The organism is Ruegeria sp. BHSA118 (genome assembly GCF_059613405.1).
This window is the reverse complement of record NZ_JBXWSM010000065.1, coordinates 1-24,149: the sequence shown is the minus strand read 5'-3', so window position 1 is coordinate 24,149 and position 24,149 is coordinate 1. Positions and strand designations below refer to the sequence as shown.

At 58.8% G+C, this 24,149-nt stretch carries 29 protein-coding genes and 1 other RNA gene; 15 read left to right on the top strand and 15 right to left on the bottom strand.

The features are described from left to right. From AC2FNN_RS17110 to AC2FNN_RS17090, 5 genes are all read right to left on the bottom strand, one after another. Positions 1 to 737: SPFH domain-containing protein (locus AC2FNN_RS17110; protein ID WP_496759703.1), on the bottom strand; the 737-nt coding region annotated here is incomplete at its 3' end. Positions 738 to 759: 22 nt separating this feature from the next. Continuing rightward, the gene (locus tag AC2FNN_RS17105) at positions 760 to 1,680 is read right to left on the bottom strand and encodes a DUF2927 domain-containing protein (RefSeq protein ID WP_496759702.1); all 921 of its coding nucleotides are present in this window, start codon (positions 1,678 to 1,680) and stop codon (positions 760 to 762) included. A 49-nt stretch (positions 1,681 to 1,729) separates the two neighbouring features. After that, positions 1,730 to 2,920, bottom strand: a complete 1,191-nt coding sequence (locus AC2FNN_RS17100) for a toxic anion resistance protein (protein ID WP_496759701.1) — start codon at positions 2,918 to 2,920, stop codon at positions 1,730 to 1,732. Positions 2,921 to 2,950: 30 nt separating this feature from the next. Continuing rightward, the gene (locus AC2FNN_RS17095) at positions 2,951 to 3,865 is read right to left on the bottom strand and encodes a 5-bromo-4-chloroindolyl phosphate hydrolysis family protein (RefSeq protein WP_496759700.1); all 915 of its coding nucleotides are present in this window, start codon (positions 3,863 to 3,865) and stop codon (positions 2,951 to 2,953) included. 175 nt (positions 3,866 to 4,040) lie between these two features. Further along, positions 4,041 to 4,856 carry a pseudouridine synthase gene (locus AC2FNN_RS17090; protein ID WP_496759699.1) on the bottom strand — a complete coding sequence of 272 codons (816 nt, stop codon included), beginning with the start codon at positions 4,854 to 4,856 and terminating at the stop codon, positions 4,041 to 4,043. Between the two features lie 62 nt (positions 4,857 to 4,918). Here AC2FNN_RS17090 and AC2FNN_RS17085 point away from each other — a divergent pair, with 62 nt between their 5' ends. After that, positions 4,919 to 5,383, top strand: coding sequence for a nucleoside deaminase (locus AC2FNN_RS17085; RefSeq protein ID WP_496759698.1), 465 nt, complete (start codon positions 4,919 to 4,921; stop codon positions 5,381 to 5,383). A 15-nt stretch (positions 5,384 to 5,398) separates the two neighbouring features. Here the strand turns inward: AC2FNN_RS17085 and AC2FNN_RS17080 are convergent, their stop codons facing one another. Continuing rightward, complete coding sequence (locus AC2FNN_RS17080; RefSeq protein ID WP_152458771.1) at positions 5,399 to 6,091, bottom strand: metal-dependent hydrolase; 693 nt, start codon at positions 6,089 to 6,091, stop codon at positions 5,399 to 5,401. Positions 6,092 to 6,151: 60 nt separating this feature from the next. Here AC2FNN_RS17080 and AC2FNN_RS17075 point away from each other — a divergent pair, with 60 nt between their 5' ends. Then, positions 6,152 to 6,823: a ceramidase domain-containing protein gene (locus AC2FNN_RS17075; protein WP_496759697.1), complete on the top strand. Its 672-nt coding sequence runs from the start codon at positions 6,152 to 6,154 to the stop codon at positions 6,821 to 6,823. 70 nt (positions 6,824 to 6,893) lie between these two features. On the opposite strand, the gene AC2FNN_RS17070 is transcribed toward AC2FNN_RS17075, so the two are convergent. Both AC2FNN_RS17070 and AC2FNN_RS17065 read right to left on the bottom strand, forming a co-directional pair. Beyond that, a complete protein-coding gene (locus tag AC2FNN_RS17070) occupies positions 6,894 to 7,457 on the bottom strand; it encodes a DUF4202 domain-containing protein (RefSeq protein ID WP_496759696.1) in 564 nt (187 codons plus the stop codon). Between the two features lie 156 nt (positions 7,458 to 7,613). After that, entirely contained in the window at positions 7,614 to 7,772 is a 159-nt protein-coding gene (locus AC2FNN_RS17065) for a hypothetical protein (protein ID WP_170343617.1), read from the bottom strand. A gap of 228 nt (positions 7,773 to 8,000) precedes the next feature. Between AC2FNN_RS17065 and gatC the strand changes: the two genes are divergently transcribed. The 5 genes from gatC to rnpB all read left to right on the top strand — a co-directional run bounded on the left by gatC (position 8,001) and on the right by rnpB (position 11,707). Beyond that, a complete protein-coding gene (gatC, locus tag AC2FNN_RS17060) occupies positions 8,001 to 8,288 on the top strand; it encodes an Asp-tRNA(Asn)/Glu-tRNA(Gln) amidotransferase subunit GatC (RefSeq protein WP_117868236.1) in 288 nt (95 codons plus the stop codon). Positions 8,289 to 8,291: 3 nt separating this feature from the next. Next, positions 8,292 to 9,779 carry an Asp-tRNA(Asn)/Glu-tRNA(Gln) amidotransferase subunit GatA gene (gene gatA / locus AC2FNN_RS17055; RefSeq protein ID WP_496759695.1) on the top strand — a complete coding sequence of 496 codons (1,488 nt, stop codon included), beginning with the start codon at positions 8,292 to 8,294 and terminating at the stop codon, positions 9,777 to 9,779. A gap of 38 nt (positions 9,780 to 9,817) precedes the next feature. After that, the gene (locus tag AC2FNN_RS17050; RefSeq protein ID WP_496759694.1) at positions 9,818 to 10,522 is read left to right on the top strand and encodes a hypothetical protein; all 705 of its coding nucleotides are present in this window, start codon (positions 9,818 to 9,820) and stop codon (positions 10,520 to 10,522) included. Further along, positions 10,473 to 11,183 carry an N-acetylmuramoyl-L-alanine amidase gene (locus AC2FNN_RS17045; protein ID WP_496759693.1) on the top strand — a complete coding sequence of 237 codons (711 nt, stop codon included), beginning with the start codon at positions 10,473 to 10,475 and terminating at the stop codon, positions 11,181 to 11,183. Before AC2FNN_RS17050 ends, AC2FNN_RS17045 begins: the two co-directional genes overlap by 50 nt. A gap of 124 nt (positions 11,184 to 11,307) precedes the next feature. Then, positions 11,308 to 11,707: RNase P RNA component class A (gene rnpB, locus AC2FNN_RS17040), an RNA gene on the top strand. Between the two features lie 6 nt (positions 11,708 to 11,713). Here rnpB and AC2FNN_RS17035 read toward each other — a convergent pair. The 3 genes from AC2FNN_RS17035 to AC2FNN_RS17025 form a co-directional block, all read right to left on the bottom strand. Continuing rightward, a complete protein-coding gene (locus AC2FNN_RS17035; protein WP_152458759.1) occupies positions 11,714 to 12,046 on the bottom strand; it encodes a GYD domain-containing protein in 333 nt (110 codons plus the stop codon). Positions 12,047 to 12,113: 67 nt separating this feature from the next. Beyond that, positions 12,114 to 12,956, bottom strand: coding sequence for a DUF2182 domain-containing protein (locus tag AC2FNN_RS17030; protein WP_496759691.1), 843 nt, complete (start codon positions 12,954 to 12,956; stop codon positions 12,114 to 12,116). Between the two features lie 13 nt (positions 12,957 to 12,969). After that, complete coding sequence (locus AC2FNN_RS17025) at positions 12,970 to 13,605, bottom strand: DUF1326 domain-containing protein (RefSeq protein WP_496759690.1); 636 nt, start codon at positions 13,603 to 13,605, stop codon at positions 12,970 to 12,972. A gap of 267 nt (positions 13,606 to 13,872) precedes the next feature. On the opposite strand from AC2FNN_RS17025, the gene AC2FNN_RS17020 reads away from it, so the two are divergent. The 3 genes from AC2FNN_RS17020 (at position 13,873) to AC2FNN_RS17010 (ending at position 15,590) form a co-directional block, all read left to right on the top strand. Then, positions 13,873 to 14,580 carry a DUF533 domain-containing protein gene (locus AC2FNN_RS17020; protein ID WP_496759689.1) on the top strand — a complete coding sequence of 236 codons (708 nt, stop codon included), beginning with the start codon at positions 13,873 to 13,875 and terminating at the stop codon, positions 14,578 to 14,580. A 127-nt stretch (positions 14,581 to 14,707) separates the two neighbouring features. Beyond that, a complete protein-coding gene (gene rpmG, locus AC2FNN_RS17015) occupies positions 14,708 to 14,875 on the top strand; it encodes a 50S ribosomal protein L33 (RefSeq protein ID WP_037309480.1) in 168 nt (55 codons plus the stop codon). A gap of 208 nt (positions 14,876 to 15,083) precedes the next feature. Then, a complete protein-coding gene (locus tag AC2FNN_RS17010; RefSeq protein WP_496759688.1) occupies positions 15,084 to 15,590 on the top strand; it encodes a hypothetical protein in 507 nt (168 codons plus the stop codon). Between the two features lie 121 nt (positions 15,591 to 15,711). On the opposite strand, the gene AC2FNN_RS17005 is transcribed toward AC2FNN_RS17010, so the two are convergent. Further along, complete coding sequence (locus tag AC2FNN_RS17005) at positions 15,712 to 16,488, bottom strand: Bax inhibitor-1/YccA family protein (RefSeq protein WP_171722863.1); 777 nt, start codon at positions 16,486 to 16,488, stop codon at positions 15,712 to 15,714. Between the two features lie 184 nt (positions 16,489 to 16,672). After that, on the bottom strand, positions 16,673 to 16,882 hold the full coding sequence (locus tag AC2FNN_RS17000; RefSeq protein ID WP_224853592.1) for a DUF1127 domain-containing protein: 210 nt from the start codon (positions 16,880 to 16,882) through the stop codon (positions 16,673 to 16,675). A gap of 124 nt (positions 16,883 to 17,006) precedes the next feature. Between AC2FNN_RS17000 and AC2FNN_RS16995 the strand changes: the two genes are divergently transcribed. Next, positions 17,007 to 17,888: a LysR family transcriptional regulator gene (locus tag AC2FNN_RS16995; protein ID WP_496759687.1), complete on the top strand. Its 882-nt coding sequence runs from the start codon at positions 17,007 to 17,009 to the stop codon at positions 17,886 to 17,888. 6 nt (positions 17,889 to 17,894) lie between these two features. Here AC2FNN_RS16995 and AC2FNN_RS16990 read toward each other — a convergent pair whose 3' ends face one another. Further along, positions 17,895 to 18,851 (bottom strand): NADPH:quinone oxidoreductase family protein, encoded by a 957-nt coding sequence (locus AC2FNN_RS16990; protein ID WP_496759686.1) that lies wholly within the window; start codon positions 18,849 to 18,851, stop codon positions 17,895 to 17,897. 338 nt (positions 18,852 to 19,189) lie between these two features. Between AC2FNN_RS16990 and AC2FNN_RS16985 the strand changes: the two genes are divergently transcribed. The 3 genes from AC2FNN_RS16985 (at position 19,190) to AC2FNN_RS16975 (ending at position 21,842) form a co-directional block, all read left to right on the top strand. After that, a complete protein-coding gene (locus AC2FNN_RS16985) occupies positions 19,190 to 19,561 on the top strand; it encodes a helix-turn-helix domain-containing protein (protein WP_496759685.1) in 372 nt (123 codons plus the stop codon). A gap of 40 nt (positions 19,562 to 19,601) precedes the next feature. Then, the gene (gene hisN / locus AC2FNN_RS16980; RefSeq protein ID WP_496759684.1) at positions 19,602 to 20,393 is read left to right on the top strand and encodes a histidinol-phosphatase; all 792 of its coding nucleotides are present in this window, start codon (positions 19,602 to 19,604) and stop codon (positions 20,391 to 20,393) included. A gap of 114 nt (positions 20,394 to 20,507) precedes the next feature. Beyond that, entirely contained in the window at positions 20,508 to 21,842 is a 1,335-nt protein-coding gene (locus tag AC2FNN_RS16975) for an 8-oxoguanine deaminase (protein WP_496759683.1), read from the top strand. Here the strand turns inward: AC2FNN_RS16975 and guaD are convergent. Next, entirely contained in the window at positions 21,839 to 23,125 is a 1,287-nt protein-coding gene (guaD, locus tag AC2FNN_RS16970; RefSeq protein ID WP_496759682.1) for a guanine deaminase, read from the bottom strand. The genes AC2FNN_RS16975 and guaD overlap by 4 nt on opposite strands. A gap of 136 nt (positions 23,126 to 23,261) precedes the next feature. Between guaD and AC2FNN_RS16965 the strand changes: the two genes are divergently transcribed. After that, positions 23,262 to 24,149 (top strand): magnesium transporter (locus AC2FNN_RS16965; protein WP_496759680.1); only part of this gene is annotated, 888 nt, incomplete at its 3' end.

Genomic DNA, 24,149 nt, shown 5'->3' with positions numbered 1-24,149 from the left:
TACTGGGTGAACTTGCCCAGATCTCCCGCCAGACCCATCGAGGTGCGCTTGTCCAGCGCCGCCTCGACTGCCGGCGGCAATGAGATGTTCTCGATGTAAAATTCCGGCATCTCCAGCCCATAGCCGTCCAGCACCGGCGAGACCTCGGCCGCGATCAGCTTGCCCAGATCGGCGGTGTTGGCGGCCATGTCCAGAACCGGGATGCCCGAGCCTGCGATCACCCTGCTGAACTCCTGCACGATGATATTGCGGATCTGAAAGCTGATCTCGTCCATCGTGAACTCACCATCGGTGCCCACGATCTCGACCAGGAAACGGGCCGGGTCCTTGACCCGGATCGTGTAGGTGCCATAGGCGCGGATCCGGGTCGGGCCGAATTCGGGATCGCGCAGCATGATCGGGTTCTTGGTGCCCCATTTCAGGTCGTTGAACCGGGTCGTGTTGACGAAATAGATCTCGGACTTGAACGGCGACTGGAACCCGTGATCCCAATGTTGCAGCGTCGTCATGATCGGCATGTTGTTGGTTTCAAGCATGTAGAGGCCCGGCGTGAACACGTCGGCCAACTGGCCTTCGTGCACGAATACCGCCGCCTGGCCCTCGCGCACGGTCAGCTTGGCACCATACTTGATCTCGTGGCCTTCACGCTCGAACCGCCAGACCATCGTGTCACGGGTGTCGTCCACCCAATGAATGACGTCAATGAACTCTCCGGTCAGAAAATCGAAAATTCCCATCTGGGTTCTCCTGTCATCGGGGTCAGAGCGGCTGCCCCATCAATTCATGTGCGATTATTCGTACAATGGGTCGCGCTTCATCAACGTCTATGCCGGGCTGCAACCGCGGGTCATACAACATCGTCAGCAGCTTTTCGTCGTGACTTGTCAGCAGGGCAAATTCGTCATCATCATTGAAAATCGAAGGCCGCGCTGCCGGGCTGTCATTGGACAGGCCAAGACCCTGAGCTATTTCTTCGTGAATGCAGCTTTGGCGGCCCAGATCCGTCAATTCGGCCCGGATAAGGGAAACGGCACGTACGTATCTGTGTGGTGAAGACGTCGTTGCCGATGCAAACACCAAGCAATCGAAATTGGCGCGTGGATTGGCCGCCAGGTTCAGCGAGTCCTGACTGATATTCGGGATCAGCTGTTTCAGGCGGGATACGACATAGGCGCTGTCGTCCTTGCCTGCAAAAAAGACATGGAAATTGGCGTTGCGAGAGACGACGGAAACCGGATGATCGGTCAATCTGGCCAGTCGGGTGGCAAAGGACCGAACCTGATCCGCATCTTGCTGCCGTGCAGAGGGAAGCACGGAGGGCCCGAACTCGGTCTGTATGCGGACAGAGCCGGACCATCGGCTGAGTTGCCCGTCCGTTTGACGCGAGCCAACCGAGACGCTTTGCGTCGGGTATTCGCTGTAGAACGCAATCGCTTCGAAATTCCGCGCCAGATCGTCGGCATCATAGGGGGTGTCCGGGCCGCCCCCATCGGTGCGCAGAAGCCCCCGCACCAGCAAATCCCGTTCAACCCGCTGATAAAAACGCGCCAGATCCTGACTTGCGGCTGACGGCGGCACATAGGCATTGGCTGCCACGGGTGCGGGTGTCGGCCGAGGTTGCGGAACAACAGATGACGTCAGGGTTTCGTCGCAATTGGCCAGAGCCAAAAGCGATACCATCCCCAAGGTTCCTTTCAAGTAACCGAAGGCCCGCACGCCGATCCCGCCCTCAGCCAGGAACCGCCGTACCGGCAGTGTCGCCGGTTCCGTCGCGGCGCGCCTTGGCAGCCGCCAAAGTGTCGCGCAGTTCCTTTTCCATCTTCTGCAACTCGGCTTCGGCTGCGGCGCGTTTGGCTTTGCCTTCGTCCGCAATGGCGAGGCTTTCGTTGATGGTGCCAATCAGGTCGGCATTGGCCTGCTTGACCGCTTCGATGTCGAATACACCGCGCTCCATCTCTTGGCGGATCATCTTGTTCGATTCACGCAGGTTGGCCGCATTCGAAGTCAAAAGCTCGTTCGTCAGGTCGTTGGCATCCCGCACCGCGGCGGCGGCTTCGGCGCTGCGTTGTATCGTAACCGCCTGGGCCAGTTGTGTTTCCCACAACGGGACCGTGTTCACCAGTGTCGAATTGATCTTGGTGACCAGCGATTTGTCGTTTTCCTGAACCAAACGGATCGACGGCAGCGACTGCATCGTGACCTGTCGTGTCAGTTTCAGGTCATGAACCCGGCGTTCAAGGTCGTCCCGCGCCGCGCGCATGTCACGCAGTTCCTGCGCCTTCATCACTTGCTGATCTTCCGGAGCGGCCTGAACTTCGGTTTCCTTTTCAGGGATGTCGTGGCTGTCCAGCTCGGTCAGCTTCTCTTCGCCCGCTGCGATGTACAGCGCCAGTTCGTCATAAAAGCCCAGGGTCTTTTCATACAGCAGATCCAGAGATTTGATATCCTTGAGCAGCGTATGCTCATGCCCCAGAAGATCGTCGGTAATGCGATCGATCTGGCCCTGAACCTCTTCGTACTGGGCGGTAAATTTGGCAAAAGGCGCAGCCCTGCCCAACAGTTTCTCCCACCAGCTGCGCTCGCGCCGCACGTCAAGTTCACTGACCGAGAAACCGCGGATCGTGGTCACGATATTGCGCAGGCTGTCACCGGCCGGGCCGACATCCTTGTTGCGCACATCCGCAAGCATGGCCTGGCTGATCTCCTGCAACTCGGCCTGGGCGGACGAGCCGAACGCGACAATCGAATTGGTGTTGCCCATGTCGATTTCATTCATCCGCTTGCGGATTTCGGCGCTGGCGGGTTCGTCGGCTTCCTCCAACGACACGACCTCGGCGTGCGGTTCGGGCAGGGCAACTGCGGTGACTTCCTGTACCAGTGTTTCGGCCTGAACTGCCTTGTTCTTGATCTCATCGGACATGGGTATGTTCCTCGCTCAAATAATGGCCGGTCAGTCCAGCCGGACGCCTTCTCGCTGCAGTCTTTCACGCAACACGTCAATTTCGACCGTCAGATCACTGCGGTCATCCAATAGCATTTTCCGCGTTCGCGCGGCGAAATTCTGTTCCAGATCGTCCAGAAGGGCAGAATAGTCGGCCAGTGCCTGCGCGTCGCGGGTTCGGGCGTAGACATCAGCAAACTTAACGGTCGCGTCCCGTGCGCCCTGCAAGTAGACGGTCAGGTACTTTCTAGCACCGGCCAGATCTCGCGGGTCTTCCTCGACCGTGCGGAACAAATCCCGCGCGGTGTCCTGAAATCGCTCGACCCGGGCTTCGACCCTGCGGTCACTAGCGCGTTTGATGGCATCCGTCATTTCCGACAGATGTTTCTCGGCATCATCGACCACGCGGGCCACACGGTCTTGCTGAAAGGTATCGACCCCCTCCATGCCCTTGTTCTTCATCGGATCGAGCCCGAATGAGACAGAATGCAGAACGGTCGCTGCGACACCAAACAGCAGGGGGGCCAACAGGCTGACCTGCGCGGCTGCTTCAGCGTCCAGAAACTCGGACCTGTACGACGCAAGGCCAGCACCAAGGCCGGTGAGAACACTGGCAAATATCTTCCGCGGGAAAGCGGGTCGTCGGGCGGTTTTGCGGGCATTGTATGCGGCTTCGGCCCTCAGACCTTCTCGCAGCAGGAATGCAGCCGCCGTCAGAAAGCCAGCGGCGACCAGCCCCAGTGTCATGCCAATCGCGCCGTCGTTCAGGGACAGAAACACCAAAGGAATGGCAGGCAGAAACAGGATATTCACGCGTGCGCCAGCGGGCTCGACCCGTGCACCGTCAAACTGACCCCGCCGCAGCGGAGCGTTTTCCGATTCATCCCCCTGTGGGCTGTATTTGCCGCCAAACCGCTTTGCCATGGCTTACAGACCTCCGAGCAAACCGGTGCAGACGCCAAACAACAGCACCAGCAGTACAGCGTAGGTCAGTTTTTGCACTCCGCTTCCGGACATCACGCCCCCCAAATAGCAGCATTCACTGAAAATTTAGGGTATGCGCGGGCTTAGCGCTAGGGGGAAGGTTGCCGAACCCACATCACTTACGGGGATTCTTGCCGATCTGAGGCCGTTTTTTTGGGGGCCGTGACGGGCGTTTGGGCGCGTTGCCGGGTTTGTCTTCGGCGTCCAGCCCCAGCTGGTCCCGCATGACCCGGCGACGGATTTCTTCGACCTCGCCCTGTTTCAGCGTCCCAAGCTGGAAGGGGCCGTAGGACACGCGCAACAGACGATTCACGGTAAAACCGATATCTTCCATCGCGCGGCGGATTTCGCGGTTCTTGCCTTCGCGCAAGCCGATCGTCAGCCAGGCATTTGCGCCCTGCTGGCGATCCAATGTGACGGTCATTGGCTGGAACCGTTCACCCTCGATCACCAGCCCCTTGCGCAACGGTTCGAAATCCTCGTCCTTCGGGCGACCGTTTACCCGCACGCGGTACTTCCGCAACCAGCCGGTCGAGGGCAGTTCCAGCTTGCGCTTGATGGCGCCATCGTTGGTCAACAACAGCAACCCTTCTGAATTCAGGTCCAGCCGACCGACGCTCATCACCCTTGGCATGTCATCGGGCAGCTTGTCGAATATTGTCTCTCGTCCTTTTTCGTCGCGTGTCGTCGTCACCAACCCGGCGGGCTTGTGATACAGCCACAGACGCGACGGTTCCGGTTCCGAGACCGGCTTGCCGTCGACGGCGATCTTGTCTTTCGCGGTCACGTTCAGGGCGGGGCTGTCGATGGTCTTGCCATTCACTGCCACGCGGCCTGCTTCTATCATGCGTTCAGCCTCGCGCCGGGATGCTACGCCAGCGCGGGCCAGGACTTTGGCGATCCGATCGCCGGGGGGTGGGGTCTTGTTCATGTCAGGGCCATACCGCATCCCGGGCGCTTGCGAAAGGTGGGTTTCTGCGGCAGTCAGGGGGCATGGTGTTCAAATCGCATATGCAACAGGCCCTGACCGAGGCGCGCGCAGCCGCTGACCGCGGCGAGGTGCCCGTGGGGGCCGTTGTCGTCGGTCCGGACGGAACGGTCGTGGCCGCAGCCGGAAACCGGACGCGCGAATTGAATGACCCCACGGCCCATGCGGAAATCATGGCCTTGCGTGCAGCCTGTGCGCAGGCGGGCTCTGAACGGCTGCCGGATCATGATCTCTACGTTACGTTGGAGCCTTGCGCGATGTGCGCCGCGGCCTTGGCAGCCGCGCGCATCCGGCGGATCTATTACGGTGCGGCAGACCCCAAATCCGGGGGCGTGGCGCATGGTGCGCGCGTATTTTCGCACCCGCAGGCGCATCACGTGCCCGAGGTCTATGACGGGATTGCAGGCGAAGAGGCTGCCGCGCTTTTGAAGGCCTTCTTCGAAGCGCGCCGGCAGGACAACCCGCGCTGACGCGCTGCGCTGTCGTCAGACGGTGATGGCTTTCATAACCTCAGGCTCGATCACGTCGACCCCGGGCAACCCATCGATCAATGCCTGTGCGGATTGTTCCAGAATGGGGAACGTCTTGTAGTGACATGGTATGACCGTCTTGAAGTCAAAGTACCGTTTCGCGGCATAGGCGGCGGCTTTCATATCCATGGTGAAATGCCCGCCGGCCGAAAGGATGCCGATATCGGGCTTGTAGTAATCCCCCATCCATTCCATGTCGGCCATGATGTCGGTATCGCCCGAGACGTAGAGCATACGCCCCTCGGCTGCGATCATGAAGCCGACTTCACTGCCGCCGGTGCGCAGACCGTCCGGCGTTGAAAAAGTCGAGCTGTGAGAGGCCGGTACCATTGTCACCATGACGCCGTTCAGGTCAACGGTGCCGCCTTTGTTGAAGCCGATGGTCTCAATGCCTTCCGCTTCGCTCCAGTATCCCATCAGGTCATACTGTCCGACAACGGGGATTTTCAGGTGCTTTGCCAGGGGAAGTACATCGGCCACGTGGTCAAAATGCGTGTGGGTCAAAAGAATGTGGGTCGCCCCTTCCAGCACGGCATCATGCCGATCTTCGGGCAAGACCGGATTACCGGTCAGCCATGGGTCGATCAACAGAACCTGCCCCTGAGTTTCGATGCGAAAACTGCCATGGCCCAGCCAGATAATGTTCATTCCGGAATTCCTCTCAAGTCTTGTCTTGGCTCCAGCCTAGCATCGGTTATGTAAATTTCCATGGACTGGATTCGAGAAATTGATGGCTATTGTGAACGCGTGTCGCCGGACTATTGGGCCGAGCCGATCAATGCGATCACGAACGCTGCTTTTCTAATTTCCGCATGGGTCATGTGGCGGCGCGTACGCGATCAGGACATGCCGCTGGCCAAGGGTCTGGTCGTAATTTTGGCCATGATCGGGATCGGAAGCTATCTGTTTCACACCCATGCCCGGGTTTGGGCGGCCTTGGCGGATGTGGCGCCGATCCTGCTGTTCATATTGGTCTATATATTTGCGGTGAACCGCGACATCTGTCGCATGTCTTCTGGAATGGCGATTTGCGGTACGCTTCTGTTTCTTCCCTATGTGGCGCTCGTTGCGCCCCTGTTCCAGCTTGTGCCGGGGCTTGGCGGGTCGGCGGTTTACGCGCCGGTCCCTTTGTTGATCCTGATCTATGCGTTCCTGCTGCGGGGCCAAGACATGATCCTGGCCAAAGGGATGACAATCGGGCCCTTGATCCTGATTCTGTCGATCACGTTCCGGGCGCTGGATTTGCCATTTTGCGGGCAATGGCCGATGGGGACACATTTCATGTGGCATATCCTGAATGCCATCATGTTGGGATGGATGATCGAGGTGTATCGCGCAGCTCTTGTCAGGGGCCGTTTCAGCAAAGGCCCGGCGTCTTGAAACGCGGGAGGATCGCGTGTGTCTTCCGAGCCTCATGGCAAGAAGCCAACGAAACCGCCCCGGTCCGCTTCTAGTTCTGAAAGGCTGCGGCCAGATGGTCGGGCAGATCAAATTCGCTCAATACCCGAGCGCGGCCTTCGGGCGACATCTTGCGGGCCGTTTTTTCAACGATGCTCTGGATTTTCTCGGCCGAGTGTTTTGCGGCAAAGGGCTGGAAATACCACTTCAGAAACACAAAGCAGATCACGTCTTCCAAAGCCTGCACTTCCGCGTCCCGCTTGATGCCCTGTTTGCGCAACATGCGCCCTGCGGCCTCGATCTGTTCTGAATCGTAACCTTCGCGGGCCATCAACCCCATGACCACGTCTGCATGGTGTTCGCCCTGCGCCTTGCGCCATGACAGGTATCCAACGCGGCCTTCGGGATATTCACTGCGGGCAAGTTTCCAACGTTCCACATGCTGCCCGCGCGCGGCGATTTGAAGGGCGTCGGAAGCGTCCGGAAACAGGCGGCCCAGCTCGGCGCTCATGCGTTCGCCATATAACAGTGCCGCGGGGCGGCCCTCGTCTTGGTTGGGGTCATTTGCATTGGCTGCGTCGATTGCGTCCAGAACCGCTTGTTTTTGCGCGCTCATCATCTGCTCCACTGGCTTGCCTGAACTACGAAACCTCGGCGCAGTTCTGTTCTGTATTCGACGTCATGCTAACGGCTTGCTCAGGGATGTGCATCCTCGAAAATGAAAAACAGCCGGGTCAGAGAGGGGATATCTGACCCGGCCAGGACCTGCGCGTTATTTGGCAGGTTTAACCTGATCCTGCGTGACCGGTTCCGCGATAGGGGACGGGAAGGTCAACGTGCGTGTCAGGTTGCTTGTGTCGATACCCAAAGCCATGGCCGGTGCGGCCAAAATCGTGGCGGACAAGACTGCGGCTGTTATCAGGGGTTTCATGTTTTTTCTCCGGTTTGCGTTATGTCGCACAAATAAAATGAACAGTACAGTTCAGTTTTCAAGATCGATAATGAACTATTCGGTTTACTTTTTTGCATACCAGTCATTCAGTTTTGAATAGCCTCAGCAGAGGAGGGGATTCCAAACTCGGACCCACCCATGGCACGCCGGTCTTGCGACTGCCGCTACAGAAGGGTAAACGCCCCCTAACGTAGATGAGGGAAGCCGATGTCGATTGACCAAAGCACCGCCGCCAAAGTGGCCAAACTGGCCCGGATCAAGGTCGAGGATGACGCGCTGCCGGCGCTGGCATCCGAGTTCAACACCATCCTCGGGTTCATCGAACAGCTGAACGAAGTGGATGTGGAAGGTGTCGAGCCGATGGTTTCGGTCACACCCATGCGCCTCAAGCGTCGTCAGGACGAAGTCACCGATGGCAATCAGCAGGACAAGATTCTGGCCAACGCCCCCGACGCCCGCGAAGGGTTCTTCGCAGTCCCCAAAGTGGTGGAGTAAGACATGAGCGATCTGAACAAAATGGGCCTGGCCGAGGCCCGCGACGCATTGCGAGCCGGCGACGTCACGTCTGTTGAGCTGACAGAAGCCTGCTTGAAAGCCATTGATGAAGCAGATGCGCTGAACGCATTCGTCCACAAGACGCCCGAGATCGCGATGGAGCGCGCCAAGGCTGCGGATGAACGGATCAAGGGTGGCGACGCACCGTCAATGTGTGGCCTGCCGATCGGCATCAAGGACCTGTTCTGCACCAAGGGCGTGCCGTCGCAAGCCGCATCGGGCATTCTTGAAGGCTTCAAGCCGGAATACGAATCCACCGTGTCACAGCAACTGGCCGATGCAGGCGCAGTCATGCTGGGCAAGCTGAACATGGACGAATTCGCCATGGGCTCGTCCAACGAAACATCGGTCTATGGCAACGCGGTCAGCCCGTGGCGTCGTGGCAACGATGACGCGCAGCTGACACCGGGCGGTTCCTCCGGTGGGTCCGCGTCTGCTGTGGCCGCTGACCTGTGCCTTGCGGCGACCGGTACCGATACCGGCGGCTCCATCCGCCAGCCCGCGGCTTTTGTCGGCATCACCGGCATCAAGCCGACCTATGGTCGTTGCTCGCGCTGGGGCATTGTGGCGTTTGCGTCCTCGCTGGATCAGGCCGGTCCGATGACCAAGAATGTCCGCGACGCTGCGATCATGCTGGAAACCATGTGCGGCCATGACGCCAAGGATTCGACCAGTGCAGACCTGGCCGTCCCGAATTTCGAAGCGATGCTGACCGGAGACATCAGGGGCAAGAAGATCGGTATCCCCAAGGAATACCGCATGGACGGCATGCCAGCCGAGATCGAAAAGCTCTGGGCAGATGGTGCCGCGATGCTGAAGGATGCGGGGGCCGAGATCGTCGATATCTCGCTGCCACACACCAAGTATGCGCTGCCGGCCTACTATGTGATCGCCCCGGCCGAGGCGTCTTCGAACCTCGCCCGCTATGACGGTGTCCGCTATGGGCATCGTGCACAGCTGGCGCAGGGGGATGGTATCACCGAGATGTACGAAAAGACCCGCGCCGAGGGCTTTGGCCACGAAGTGCAGCGCCGGGTCATGGTCGGCACCTATGTTCTGTCGGCTGGATTCTACGACGCCTATTACAATCGTGCCCGCAAGGTGCGCACGCTGATCAAGAAAGACTTCGAAGACGTCTTCGCGGCCGGTGTCGACGCCATCCTGACCCCGGCAACCCCATCGGCGGCCTTCGGTCTGGGCGAAATGACCGAAGCAGATCCTGTTCAAATGTATTTGAACGATGTCTTCACCGTGACCGTGAACCTGGCGGGACTGCCCGGTATCTCGGTCCCCGCAGGGCTGGACACACAAGGTCTTCCGCTGGGATTGCAGCTGATCGGGCGTCCCTGGGAAGAAGGCGACCTGCTCAATACCGCCTATGCGCTGGAAAACGCGGCCGGTTTTGTGGCCAAGCCCGGGAAATGGTGGTAAGCCTCGGGCAACTGAAGCACTAGACACGGAGCCAAACAATGCGCGTTTTGCTTTTGGTGCCCGCTCTTGCACTGGCAGCTGCATGCACAGATGTCGCGCCGCTGACCAGCACGGGTTTCAACACGCCTGAATACCAGGCGCAGCGCGAGGCTCAATTGGCAGGTCAGGGTGCGGTCGGCAACCCTCTGCTGGCTCCGGTCGATGTGTCACAACAACCGCTGGGCGCCCCGGGTGCGGCGACTGTTGCGACGGGTGAAAACGCGGATATCGCCAACCAGGCCGCGGCGGCATTGGCCAGCACATCTGGCCAAAACCCAGCCGCGGTTACGGCGGTTCCCGTGGCGAACACTGGCGCGATTTCGGATGAACAGGACTTTGCCGCCGTGTCCGAACGCCGCAGCATAGAATCCGACGCCGCCCGGATCGAGCAGAACCGCCAGACCTACGAGCTCGTGGCCCCGACGGCAGTGCCCGAGCGCACGGCGAGCGGCCAGCCGAACATCGTGCAATATGCACTGAGCACGTCCAATCCCGTTGGCACCCAACTCTACAGCCGCTCGGGCTTCAATCTTCAGGCCAAGGCGCAACGGAACTGTGCGCAATTCCCATCCCCTGATCAGGCTCAGATCGAGTTTCTGTCCAATGGCGGCCCCCAGCGCGACCGCAAAGGTCTGGACCCGGATGGGGATGGCTATGCCTGTGGCTGGGATCCGAGCCCGTTCCGCAGTGCCGTCAATAACTGACCCCCTGAACCCGATCTGGCATCCCTCACCCAATTATGGTGAACGCCGGGATGGTCTGACACCATCCTTGATCGTGATCCACTACACGGCCATGGACAGTGCGCAGGCAGCTCTGGACCGTCTTTGTGACCCGAAGGCTGAGGTCTCGGCCCATTACTTGATTGGTAATGATGGTAGGGTCTGGCAGATGGTGCGTGAAGAGCACCGCGCGTGGCACGCTGGGGCAGGCGAGTGGCGCGGTCGAAACGACATCAACTCGCGGTCCATCGGGGTCGAGTTGGACAACACCGGCAAGCATCCGTTCCCGGAACTCCAGATGCGCCGGCTGGAACAGCTATTGAATCAGATAATGCATCGTTGGGCCATTTTGCCAAGTGGCGTGATCGGCCATTCGGACATGGCGCCCGGGCGCAAATTTGACCCCGGTCCGCGATTTGACTGGTTACGGCTCGAGCGCAACTTGCTGGCCGCGCCCCGCGGATATGCCGCTGGTCCGCAAACTGTATCAAAGAGCCAGTTCCGAAATCTGGCTCGGGCCGCCGGTTTCAGCGCTGATGCAGACGATGAAACACTGTTGCATGCCATCCGCCTTCGATACCGCCCATGGGGCAGGGGGCCTTTGCAGCAAGCCGACCTTGCAACGTTGATCCGGCATTCCTGATCCGCACTTCATCTGGCTGAAAATATCCCGGGGTTGAATTGGCCGCAGGCCAAGAAGGGGCTGGCCCCTTCTCTGAACCATCCACCCTTGACGCCGCCGACCGCAAAGCCTACCCAACCCACGCGCGGAGGGCCGGATGGCCGCTGGGGTCGCAAGGCCCGAGAGGAAAGTCCGGACTCCACAAGACAACGGTGCCGGGTAACGCCCGGGCGGGGCAACCCGACGGAAAGCGCCACAGAAATCAGACCGCCCGGAACCTTGGTTCAGGGTAAGGGTGAAACGGTGGGGTAAGAGCCCACCGCGCCACTGGCAACAGCGGCGGCACGGCAAGCCCCACCGGGAGCAATGCCAAATAGGGTCCCCGCGCGGGATGGTCGGCGTCAGCCGATACCACCGCTAAGCGCGTCTTGGCCGAGAGGGACCGGGTTGGCAGCTTGAGCCGCGCAGCAATGCACGGCCTAGAGGAATGGTCATCGAAGGGGGCAACCCTGGAACAAGATCCGGCTTACAGGCCCTCCGCGCGTATCCTCTTATCCTCCGGGCGGCGTGTAGGAACCGGTCAGTGCCGCCGCTTTCTCGGTTATCGACGTGAACTCGTCCGCGGTCCAGGCGCGAACGGTTTCGATGTTCGTCACTGCACCCGACGCGGCGACCGCCATGCCAACGGCCACGGCGTCTGTTCCATCGGGGGCTTCGCTGATCACAACCACGTCGTTGCTGCCGGTTGTCATGTAGAAGGACAGCAGCCTGCCACCTACTTTTTCCAGCAGAGCCTTCACCGGACCGGTGCGGTTCTCGGGCTTTTGCAACATGCCTTTGACGCCGGCTTGCGAGTAAGATGCGTAAGTAATGAAAATGGGCATTGATACCTCCTGTTACATCAAATCGTTTTTGGGTCTTCAAGTCAGCCGACCCCGGGGCCGTTTAAAATCAGGTGCCGGAAAACAACGGTGCCGCGATGAACCAAAGGCCAGCGCCGATCAGCGCAAAACCTGTCACCGGCACAAGCCACCGGGTCCCGGGCAAAAGTTTTTCCAGCGCGACATAGACGGCAATTCCGACAATCCAGTAGAGGTTCATGATCCCTCCGACGAAAAGCAGCAGCATCAGTGCCCAGCAGCACCCCAGACAATACGTGCCGTGCAGGATACCGGTTCGGAATGCACCGAATGTTCCGGGTCGGTTGTGATCGGCCAGGAAACGTGCGGGGTTCTGGCAGTGGCGCAGGCATGCGGTTTTCAAACTTGAAAACTGATAGGCGCCAGCCGCCAGCAGAATGCATCCTGCGAAGACGCCCGAGCTGATCGTCATCATCGGCCCGTCGGACAACCCGATTTGTTCCAACCCCCATTGCAACGAAGTTGCAATCAGGCTGAACGCCCCCCAGGCCACCAGATAGCCGGATAAAAACCACAGGCTGAACGCAACCGTTCGATGTTTTTCAGGCCCTGTCCGCTTGACCGCGATGAACAGAAGAATGGCAGGTGCAGCGCTTGGGGTCATCATGGCGATCATCATGACCCACCACATCAGAAAGATCAGCAAGGCATAGCTTGCGCTCCACGCTGCTGCCGGACCCATTTGCATGGGGTCTCCGACCGGGCCGGCCATCCGGGTCATCTCGACTGCGGACATGTTCATCCCGACGCCGGCTATCGTGTACCAGGTTGCACCGAGGATGATCAGAAGGACGCTTCCCAGAACAATCGCGCTGTCCTGTCTCAGCACCCACTCAACCGTCCCGCCCCGGGGCGATGCGTTCTGTTTGGTCATGGGTGTTCTCTGCTTATGCGCCCAATACGCCATGGCCCGAGATGTTCAGATGCGCCAGATGAGCATGGGTTGCGTCAAAGGTCAGCTTGATCTGACCACCTGTCGTTGTCGCACTGCCCGATGCCGCTTCGGCATGGCGGTATTCAAAGCCGTTCGGCAACTGTATCGACGCGCGGTGAGGTGCGCCCGATACGATATGAGGAATCGGATTGACCTCGACATCGAAAACTCCGGCAACCTTGGCGTATCCGCTGCGCTCTTCGCGGTTCCAGTCAAGTTCGATCGGAACAAACAGCGTTTCATGTTTCGTCGGTGCCATGGCGCTGAAGACATACCAGAACGTGGCCATTTCATCCGTATCCTGACCGGTCATGATCGCTTGCAACGCGGTCCGCTGGTCAGATGTTGCGCTTTCATCAATGATCAGCTGCATCTGACCGTTACCTTCATGAATTGGTCCCGGCCAATGATAGACCCCTGCCGCCCGAAGACCGCCCAGATCAGTGTCTCCGTAGTGACCGCTTTGAATGTCAAAGACCACAACCGCCTCGCAATTGCCGTGTGACGGAAGTACGCTGAACTGACACGGGCAACCGAAGTTGCAATTGCAATTGGCCAGTTCTTCGGCCTGAATAGCCCATTCTGTCATGATAGCCCCCCAAGAAAAGTCGCGAAATACAACTCTGCTCGTTGCAGGTTGACCCCATTCACGCTGCCTCGGCCTTCGAGCCTGAATTCGGCTTCTTGGATGGGCGAACTTATCACGAATCCGTGATATGTACAAACAAGACGGCAAATTGCATGCCTTCTTTGGGCTTTACCATCTGCCCGGTCGCGTTGGGGTTGAGCGCAGTATTCGGGATTGCATTCAGCTGTTAGACTTTTGGAACCAATTTGAAGATATGGGAGGTTAATTATGAGCTTTATGAAAACGCTGGCGTCCGTGGCCATTGGTTTTGCTGCGGCCAAGGGCATGGAAAAATATCAGAAGATGGGCGGCATGGCTGGGCTGCAAGACATGATGCAAGGCGCTGGCGGCGGTTTTGGCGTGGATCAGCTGGGCAAAATGGCAGAACAATTCGGTCTGCCCGGTGGCGCGTCAGGCTTGCAGGACATGATGAGCAAGATGGGGATCGGCGGCAACACAGCCGGAGCCGCTGGTTTGGGTGGGTTGTTGAATGCCATGCAGGGGGCCGCCAAGACAGCCAATCAACACACGGGCGACATGATGGAAACCGTGTTTGGTGGCACGCCTGCGGGTGCAGCGATGGAAGAGCAGGCAAAACTCATGCTGCGGGCAATGATTCAGGCAGCCAAGGCGGATGGCGAACTGGATGAACAGGAAAAGGAAATCATTCTGGGTGAATTGGGCGATGATGTCAGCGAGGAAGAGCGCGCTTTTGTGCAAGAGCAGCTGAACGCACCGATTGACGTCATGGGGTTGGCGGCTGATTCTGGTGCGCCGCTAAAAGCGCAGATCTATGCGACTTCCCTGGCTGCGATCCGTCTGGACAACGCGCGCGAGGCGTCTTACCTGCGGCAATTATCCACCGCCCTGGGTCTTTCCGACGCGGAAAGAGACCAGATTCACACGTATATGGGCGCGCCAACCCTGCCCGGGTGAACCTGCACCAGATTCCTGAGCCGGTATCAACCGATTGGCCTTGACATAGGCGGTGCAGCGCGTAAAAGCGCACGCTCATAGGAATTCAACCGAAAGGCCCCTGCCTTTTCGGACGCAGGAGATAACCATGGCGAAGCCGACGACAATCAAGATCCGTCTGAACTCGACCGCGGGCACGGGCCACTTCTACGTGACCAAGAAGAACGCGCGCACCATGACTGAGAAAATGACCATTCGTAAATACGACCCGGTCGTTCGCAAGCATGTCGAGTACAAGGAAGGCAAGATCAAGTAATCTGCCATTCCATTTGGAAATTCCGAAAAAGGGCTCTGTTGCACAGAGCCCTTTTTCAGTTCCGGTTTCCTGATTTCGGCGGATGGCGGGCCTTGGCAGTCCGTTGCAGTGGCGCATCAGCGTTTGGGACAATCGCATCCCCTGCGGCTTGCTTTTTGTGGGAACCTGCAAGTACGCTTCAGCAAACCGCCACAAAATGTTGACCGCCATGAAAAAAATCTTGTTATCCACAATTGCCGTTCTGACCCTAGCGGCCTGTGAAGACCCGTTTAACCGCGAAGGTGTCGGGTTTACTGGAATCGATGGCGAACCGCGCACGATTTCGGACGTACCCGGGGCCGTCGCCTTTCTGCCAGACGCGACCAACGTTCCGGCAGAGCTGGCGGAACTGCGGACAGTCACGCTTTTGAGTGATGAGGTTGAACCGTCCAAGGTGGCTTCGGTTGCAATCGACAATGGCGGGCAGACGCCAAACACTGCTGTTCAACTGCAAGGAAGCGACACAAACCTGTTCCTCAGCACTGTCAGTGTCAACGGCACCTTGTTTGGTGTGCTGCGTACGCGCTCGAACAGTGTGAAGGTCGACAATTCGGTCGGTGTTGGCTTTGCGGAAGAAGCAGAGCGTTTTACCGGCTGTCTGCCGGCTGGTCAGGTCTACCGCAAAGGCACCTCGGAAAAGAGCTCGGGCTTTGCCGTTCCGCTGAATTGCAGCTAACGGACTTCTCTCTCAAGTCCAAAACCCCCGCCGAATTCGGCGGGGGTTTTTGTTTGGTTTACGGAAAACAAAAAGGGCGGACCCGTAAGGCCCGCCCTTGGAAATCGGCTATTCCGGCCGCTTATTCACGATTGCCAAACAGTTGCAGCAGGAACATGAACATGTTGATAAAGTCCAGATACAGGCTCAGTGCGCCCATGATCGCGGCCTTGCCCAACCATTCTTGATCGCCCGAATGGGCCATTTGCAGATAGGTGTTTTTGATGTTCTGCGTGTCATAGGCTGTTAGGCCGGCAAAGATCAGTACGCCCAGAACCGAGATCGCAAACGCCATCGCCGACGAGGCGATGAAGATATTCACGATCGAGGCGACAATCAGGCCGATCACACCCATGATCAGGAATGTGCCCATTGCGGACAGGTCTTTCTTGGTCGTGTAGCCATAAAGCGACAGACCCGCAAAGGCGATTGCAGTGATCAGGAACACCTGAATGATCGATTCGCCGGTGAACACAAGGAAAATCCAGCTGATCGAGACACCCATGACCGCAGCAAAGGTGTAGAACACCAGCTGAGCAGCCGAGGCCGACATACGATTGATCCCGGCGCTAAAGCCAAAGACAAACAGCAGCGGGGCAAACATGATGACCCATCTCAGAGGCGACGCAAACAGCGAGTAACCAAACGACGTCAGATACTTGCTTTCGCTCAGTTGAGCGGCGGCTGCCGACGGATCGGTTGTGGTTGCCAGACCGGCAATTGCCCAGGCCGCTGCAAAGGTGATCAGCATGCCGACGGACATCGTGCCGTAGACTTTGTTCATGTGGGCGCGCAGGCCCTGATCAATCTCGGCGGCGCGCGCGCCGGATGCCGTCCGGATCGTGTCGAATTGTGCCATCAAAGGGTCTCCCTAGTCGTCAAGTTAGAGCGCCCCGGCAGAGCGGGGCGGTTTTCCATCTAAATATCGGCAACACGGGGCTGTGTTTCAAGAGATTCCGGGGGAAAACCGACTAAAACACGCAACAAAAATGCCAACAGGCGACTCGAGGTCGCCCATCGCCATAAAAATATGAGAGTCACATTTACCTTTTCCAGAATTGAGGTGCATCCCAGAAAAAGCGTTTTGCTTCTGCGGATGCTTCCTCGGGGGTGACACCGATATCGTCCAGCACGGCGGCATCCAGCTGTGCCAGCTTTCGCCGCTGTCTGGACAGCTCGAACGCTTGAGAGATCAGGGACACCAAAGAACGTTTGGCTGGTTTGCAGGGATTATGGATTGCGAGTTGAGTCATAACGTGTCCTTTCCGAATTTTTGATGGTTTCGCTGGCTGTCATCAATTTCCTTGATTGATATGGGTGAGTATGACATATTTTAAAAACGAATATTTTTGATGGAACGCATAAGGAATCGTGAAGATGCGAAATCTGGACATTACAACCCTGCGATCTTTTGTGGCGGTGGCGGATCAGGGCGGTGTGACCCGCGCCGCCGGATTTCTGCATCTGACGCAGTCTGCGGTGTCCATGCAGCTCAAGCGACTGGAGGAGCTGCTGGGCCTGGAGTTGCTGGACCGAAGCGGCAGGACAATTGCCCTGACCGCATCCGGTGAGCAGCTGCTGGCCTACGCGCGCCGCATGATTGCCCTGAATGACGAAGTAATCTCGAAACTCACCGATCAGGCCTTTGAGGGCGAAGTGGTTCTGGGCGTTCCCCATGACATCGTCTACCCCGCGATTCCCCGGGTCCTGCAACGGTTCAACGCCGATTTTCCCCGCGTCAGGGTGCAGTTGGTGTCGTCCTATTCACTGCAATTGAAAGACATGTACAAGCGGGGCGAGTGCGATGTGATCCTGACGACCGAACCGTCTTCGGCCGATGGCGCAGAGACCATCGCAGAGCTGCCGTTGCGCTGGATCGGCGCGCCGGGCGGGTCTGCATGGCGCAAGCGTCCGTTGCCCTTGGCGCTAGGACGGCGCTGCTTGTTCAGACCGCAGGTCATATCAGCATTGGATGCGGCCGGAATACCGTGGGAACTGTCCGTGGAAACCGAAAACGACCGGACAATAGAAGCCACGGTCAGTGCCGATCTTGCGGTTCACGCAATGCTGGACGGAACCGAGGCCGCACATCTTGAACAGATCGACTCGGGTGGGGCTCTGCCGGACTTACCTGCACACATGATCAACCTCTACGGTGGCGAGCAGGGCCGGGATGCGGTTGTCGAAGCTCTGGCACAGTTGGTGCGTCAGAACTTCAGATTGCTGGGCGGTACCCAGTTGCGGGCCGTGGTCGGATGACCGCGATCAGGGCGTGATCACGATCTTGCCCGTCGACTTGCGCTCTTTCAGCAACTGCATTGCATGTGCGACATCTTCAAGGGGCAGAACATGACTGATATGCGGTTTTATCCTGCCCTCTGAATGCCACTTGAACAGCGTGTCAAAACTGTTGCGCACAGCTTCGGGGCGGAACTTCAGATAGCCGCCGATATACACCCCGATCACGGCCAGATTTTTGACCAGCAGATGATTGGCCGGAATCTGCGGGATGTCCCCCCCGGCGAATCCGATGGGCAGCAAACGCCCTTCGGGATTGGTGGCCCTGAACGCGGCCTTGAACACATCCCCGCCGATGACGTCATAGACGACATCCGCGCCACCCAGCGATTTGACCCGCTCCCGCAGGTCTTCCGAGGCATCGATCAGATGATCGGCACCAGCGGCACGGGCAACGGCAAGCTTGTTCTCGCCGCGCGCCTGCGCGATGACCGTGGCGCCCATGAGCTTGCCGATTTCGACGGCAGTCAGGCCGACGCCGCCCGCTGCGCCCGTAACCAGAAGGGTTTCACCCGGTTGCAGGCGCGCCCTGTGATCAAGGGCCATGTGACTGGTGGCATATGCGATCTGGATGGCGGCGGCGTCTTCGAATCCGGTGTCGTCCGGCAGCATGATCGCACGATCCGCGTCGAATACACCGTACTCGGCTAACCCACCCTGACCGGAATAGACCGCGATCCGGTCGCCCGGCCTGAGTGTTGAAACGCCGGGTCCGACTGTATCCACGATACCGGCGATCTCCATGCCCAGGGTGAATGGGGCAGGTGGCGTGTCCTGATACGTGCCCGTTTGCATCAGCAGATCGGCGAAGTTCAGGCCGCAAGCTTTTATGGCGACCCGCACCTGACCTTCGCCCGGCTCGGGTATTTTCACGTCACAAAGCTGGGCAGACGCCCCGTCGGATGGAATGCAATAGGCCCGCATATTGTTCCTCAAGAATTTCCGACATAGGCGCGTGTGCCGCCAGAAAAGTCAATCCGTTTGCTGCGCGGGCGCAAAAGGCCCCAATTTTGAAGGAGGACTCAGTTGCAGGAATATGGTTCTGTAAAGGCTTGGGGTAATACAACCACAAATCCCTGTCAGGGGCGTTCGATTCAACCAGCTTGAAAAAAATCTCAAAACCGGCATTATAAACAATCAGTGCTGTAAACGGGGGGCGGTACAGTCCGTATTAGGGAGCGGTTAAGGGGAGCTCTCTAAAACTGCGATATCGGACGTCGCAAAATCCCGTGCAGATGTTTGTGTAGTATAGGAGAATACCAATGACTCATCACGTCGATGTCCATGTGGGCAAGCGCGTTCGGCATCGCCGCTGGCTGATTGGGATGACCCAGCAGCAGTTGGCGCAGCAAGTTGGTATCAAGTTTCAGCAAATCCAGAAATATGAGACCGGTGCCAACCGAATCAGCGCATCCCGCCTGTGGGACATCGCCGAGGCGCTGGATGTTCCGGTCAGCTTTTTCTTTGAAGGCCTGGAAGAAGCCCAGAAAGGCGATGCGGACAAGAAATCCGTCCCTGCCGACCTGATGGGTGACAAAGAGGCTTTGGATCTGGTGCGCTCTTACTATGCGATTCCGGAAAACCAGCGTCGCCGCCTGTTCGAGCTGGCGCGGGTTCTCAGCGAGGTTGCCTGACTGACTTGACTTTGTCGCGGATTGCTCGCACCTCAGGGTCATGCAACCGACGACACTGAGCGATATCGAAATTGCCGAAGAAATGGCCGAAGCTGCGCGTGAGGCCATTCTTCCCTTTTTTCGTCAAACAAATCTGGAAACCGCGAACAAGCTGGCCGACGGGTTCGACCCGGTTACAGTGGCTGACCGCGCCGCTGAACAGGCGATGCGGGAAGTTCTGGCGCGGCGGCGCCCCGATGACGGTGTGCTGGGCGAGGAGTTCGGCGTGCATAAGGGCACCAGTGGCCGCACCTGGGTACTGGACCCCATCGATGGCACCCGTGGGTTTATCAGCGGCACGCCAACCTGGGGTGTTCTGATTGCGCTGAGTGATCAGAACGGGCCTTTCATGGGTGTGATCGACCAGCCGTATATCGGAGAGCGCTTTGTCGGATCGTCTTCCGGTGCTCACATGACCGGTCCGCAGGGCACCAGCAGAATGCAAACGCGCGATACCAGGGCGCTGGATCAGGCAACTTTGTTTACCACGTTCCCCGAGGTTGGAACCCCGCAGGACCGCGCGGGGTTTCAGGCCGTGGCCGAGCAGGTGCAGCTGACGCGCTATGGAATGGATTGCTATGCCTATGCGCTTCTGGCTGCCGGGCAGGCGGATCTGGTGATCGAGGCGGGCTTGAACTCCTATGATATTCATGCGCCGATTGCCGTTATTCAGGCGGCCGGCGGTATTGTGACCGATTGGCAGGGCGGCCCCGCACATCACGGCGGCCGGGCCCTGGCTGCGGCAAACGCTGACCTTCACGCCGCGGCGCTTGAGATACTCCGCCAATTCTGAATTCTGTTGCCCGACGCATCAAAGGCAACTACACCGGTGGTGGCTGGTTCTTGCGCCCGTTTTCCACCGGCCGACGCACTTCTTGCATGAGACGGGCAGATGCAGGAGCGCGAAATGACGGAAACCCTTCTCAAAAATGCTGATTTGATCCTGACGATGGACGAGTCCCGGCAGGAATTGTTCAAGGCCGATATTTTGGTCCGCGACGGGCAGATTGCCCGGATCGGGCAGCGACTGGAAACACAGGGTGAGGTGCATGATGTTTCGGGCTGTCTGGTGACGCCCGGCCTGGTGAATACCCACCACCATCTTTATCAAACTCTGACACGGGCTGTGCCGGGCGGGCAGGATGCGTTGCTGTTTGGGTGGCTGCAAACGCTCTATCCGATCTGGTCGCGTTTCGGGCCGGAGGAAATGTTCACCTCGGCCCAGATCGGTTTGGCGGAACTGGCGCTGTCGGGGTGCACGCTCAGCTCCGATCACCTTTATTTGTACCCCAACGGCGCGCGGCTTGAGGATACGATCGCGGCCGCGTCCGAGTTGGGGATGCGGTTTCATCCAACGCGCGGCGCGATGAGCATCGGCGAGAGCGACGGGGGCCTGCCGCCGGATCATCTGGTGGAAAACGAGGCCGCTATTCTGGACGACATGGTACGTGTCGTGGATGCGTTTCACGACCCGTCGGACGGGTCCATGTGCCGCGTTGGCCTTGCCCCGTGTTCACCATTTTCCGTCAGCCGCGACCTGATGCGCGATGCAGCGTTGCTGGCGCGGGACAAGGGCGTGATGCTGCATACCCATCTGGCCGAGAATGATGAGGATATCGCCTATTCGCAGGCGCAATTCGGCTGCCGCCCGGGGCAATATGCCGAGGAATTGGGCTGGACCGGCCCGGATGTCTGGCACGCCCATTGCGTCAAGCTGGACGGGGCCGAGATTGATCTGTTCTCGCGCTCGGAAACAGGCGTGGCCCATTGCCCCTGTTCAAATTGCCGCCTCGGATCGGGTATCGCGCCGGTGCGGGCGATGCGCGATGTGGGTGTCAAGGTCGGCCTCGGCGCCGATGGATCGGCCAGCAATGACAATGGCAACCTCATGCTTGAGGCACGCCAGGCCATGTTGTTGCAGCGGGTCGCCAATGGTGCGGATGCCATGTCGGCCCGCGAAGCGCTTGAGATCGCGACGCGCGGCGGAGCGGATGTGTTGGGACGTCCCGATTGTGGACGGCTGATGCCCGGAAAACGTGCCGATATTGCGGTGTGGGATACCCGCGGCATCGAAAGCGCGGGCAGTTGGGATCCGGCGGCGCTGCTTCTGGCGGGGCCGATGTCTGTGAAACATCTGTTCGTCGAAGGCCGCCAGATCGTGCGTGACGGGTACATAACGACCATCGATCTGCCCCGCGTGATCGAACACCAGAACACGCTTGCCCGGGCGTTGCAGGCCTAAGCCGCCTGCTGCCCGCCGATCCAGACCTCAGCCACGGCGCGATCATCGCCCATCATGATGGTTGGGAAGATCGCTTCCCAAACGTCTTCTGCATGGGCTTCGCGCTGGGCGATGGCGGGGGTCGAGGCGAGGTCGATCACGACCAGATCCGCCTCCATCCCTCGAGTGATGTTTCCGATGCAATCGTCCATACGCAGGCTTCGGGCCGATCCGACCGTGCCCAACCACAGCAATTGCGCCGGATGCAGGGGACGACCGCGCAATTGGCCGATCTCATAGGCGGCGGCCATGGTGCGCAGCATCGAAAAGCTGGACCCGCCGCCGGTATCCGTGGCCAAACCAATCCGGTGGCCATCATGGATCAGCCCGTTCATGTCGAACAATCCCGATCCGATGAAGGTGTTCGATGTGGGGCAATGAATCAAAGAGGCATCGACCTCGCGCAGCCGATCCCGTTCCCGGTCTTCCAGATGGATGACATGGCCATACAGGCCGTTCTGGCCCAACAGGCCAAATTTCTCGTAGGTGTCCAGATAATCCCTTGTATCAGGGAACAGGGACCGGACCCATTCGATTTCATCCGTTTGCTCGCTCAGATGGGTTTGCATGAGACAATGCGGATGCTCGGCCCAAAGCGCGCCCATGGCCTCAAGCTGTTCCGGGGTTGAGGTCGGCGAAAAGCGTGGCGTGATCGCATAGGACAAGCGGTCGACGCGATGCCATTTTTCCAGCAGGGCGGCGGATTGGTCGTAAGCCGTCTGGGCGGTGTCGCGCAGCCCTTCGGGCGCGTTACGGTCCATGCAGGTCTTGCCGGCGACGACACGCTGCCCACGCTGTTGCGCCGCGGTGAAAAAGGCATCCACGCTTTCAGGGTGAATTGTGCAGAAACTGCACATGGTCGTGGTGCCGTGGGCAGTCGTCAGGTCCAGATACCGGTTGGCGATCTCGGTCGCATAGTCGAAATCGCCGAACTTCATCTCTTCCGGGAAGGTGTAGGTGTTCAGCCAGTCGATCAGCCGTTTGCCCCAGCTGGCGATCATCGCTGTCTGTGGATAATGCACATGCGGGTCGACGAACCCAGCCATGATCAAGCGCGTTCCGTGATCCTTCGTAACCGCGTCAGGATGGGCTTTTTCCAGCGCATCGGCGGTGCCGACATCTGCAATTCGCCCGTGTTCGATCACGACCGCTTCGTTCAGCCGGGCCGCCTCGGTCGGCTCTCCGTCGAAGGGTGAGCCTGTGAAACTCAGAACACGCCCTTTCAAAAGCGTCTTTTGCGCCATTTTCCCTGTTCTCCACCTGTTTGGAACCGCACACCAGCATAGGCGGACGAAAGAAGTGGGTAAATCGGCGCATTGTCATTGTTTTCCGGTAGCTGCTTCTTCTATTTAAGGGCAAATCGTAAAAAAGGGGCAGAGCATGACGACAGGCAGAGACGAAGCCGGACACGATCAGCCCCGGGATGAAGACGCCTATGCGTTGGACCCCAAGGCAGTAGCGGCAATCCTGTACGCGGTCGATATAGACGACCGCGACAAGCTGGTTGAGTTGATGGAGCCGCTGCACTCGGCCGACATTGCCGACCTTCTTGAACAGATCAATCCGTTTGACCGGGCGCGCCTGATCCGCCTGTATGACAAAGAGTTTGACGGCGACATCCTGTCTGAACTGGATGAATCGGTTCGTGAAGAGGTGATCTCGGTTCTGAACCCGGATGTTCTGGCCGAAGCCGTGCGCGAGATGGAAAGCGACGATGTCGTTGACCTGCTGGAAGACCTTGAGGAACCGCAGCAGGAGGCCATTCTGGGCGCATTGGAAGTTTCCGAAAGGATCGCAGCCCAGCAGGCGCTGTCCTACCCCGAGAACTCGGCCGGTCGTCTCATGCAGCGGGAAGTCGTCATGGCGCCGGAACACTGGAGCGTTGGGCAAGCCATCGACTTCATGCGCGCCAATGACGATTTGCCCGAACAGTTCTATCACGTCGTTCTGGTCGATCCGCGCCTGAAACCGGTTGCTCAGGTGACGTTGGGCAAGCTTATGGCGGCGCGGCGTGAAGTGCCGCTACTTGATCTGGCAGAAGACGAGTTTCACATCATCCCTGTCGATCAGGATGAGGAAGACGTGGCTTATGCCTTCAACCAGTATCACCTGATTTCGGCCCCGGTGGTGGATGCGGATGGTCGTTTGGTCGGTGTCATCACCATTGACGACGCGATGGTCGTTCTGGATGAAGAGCACGAAGAGGACATTCTGCGTCTTGCCGGTGTTGGCGACGAAAGCTCGCTGTCCGACAGTGTGGCGGCAACC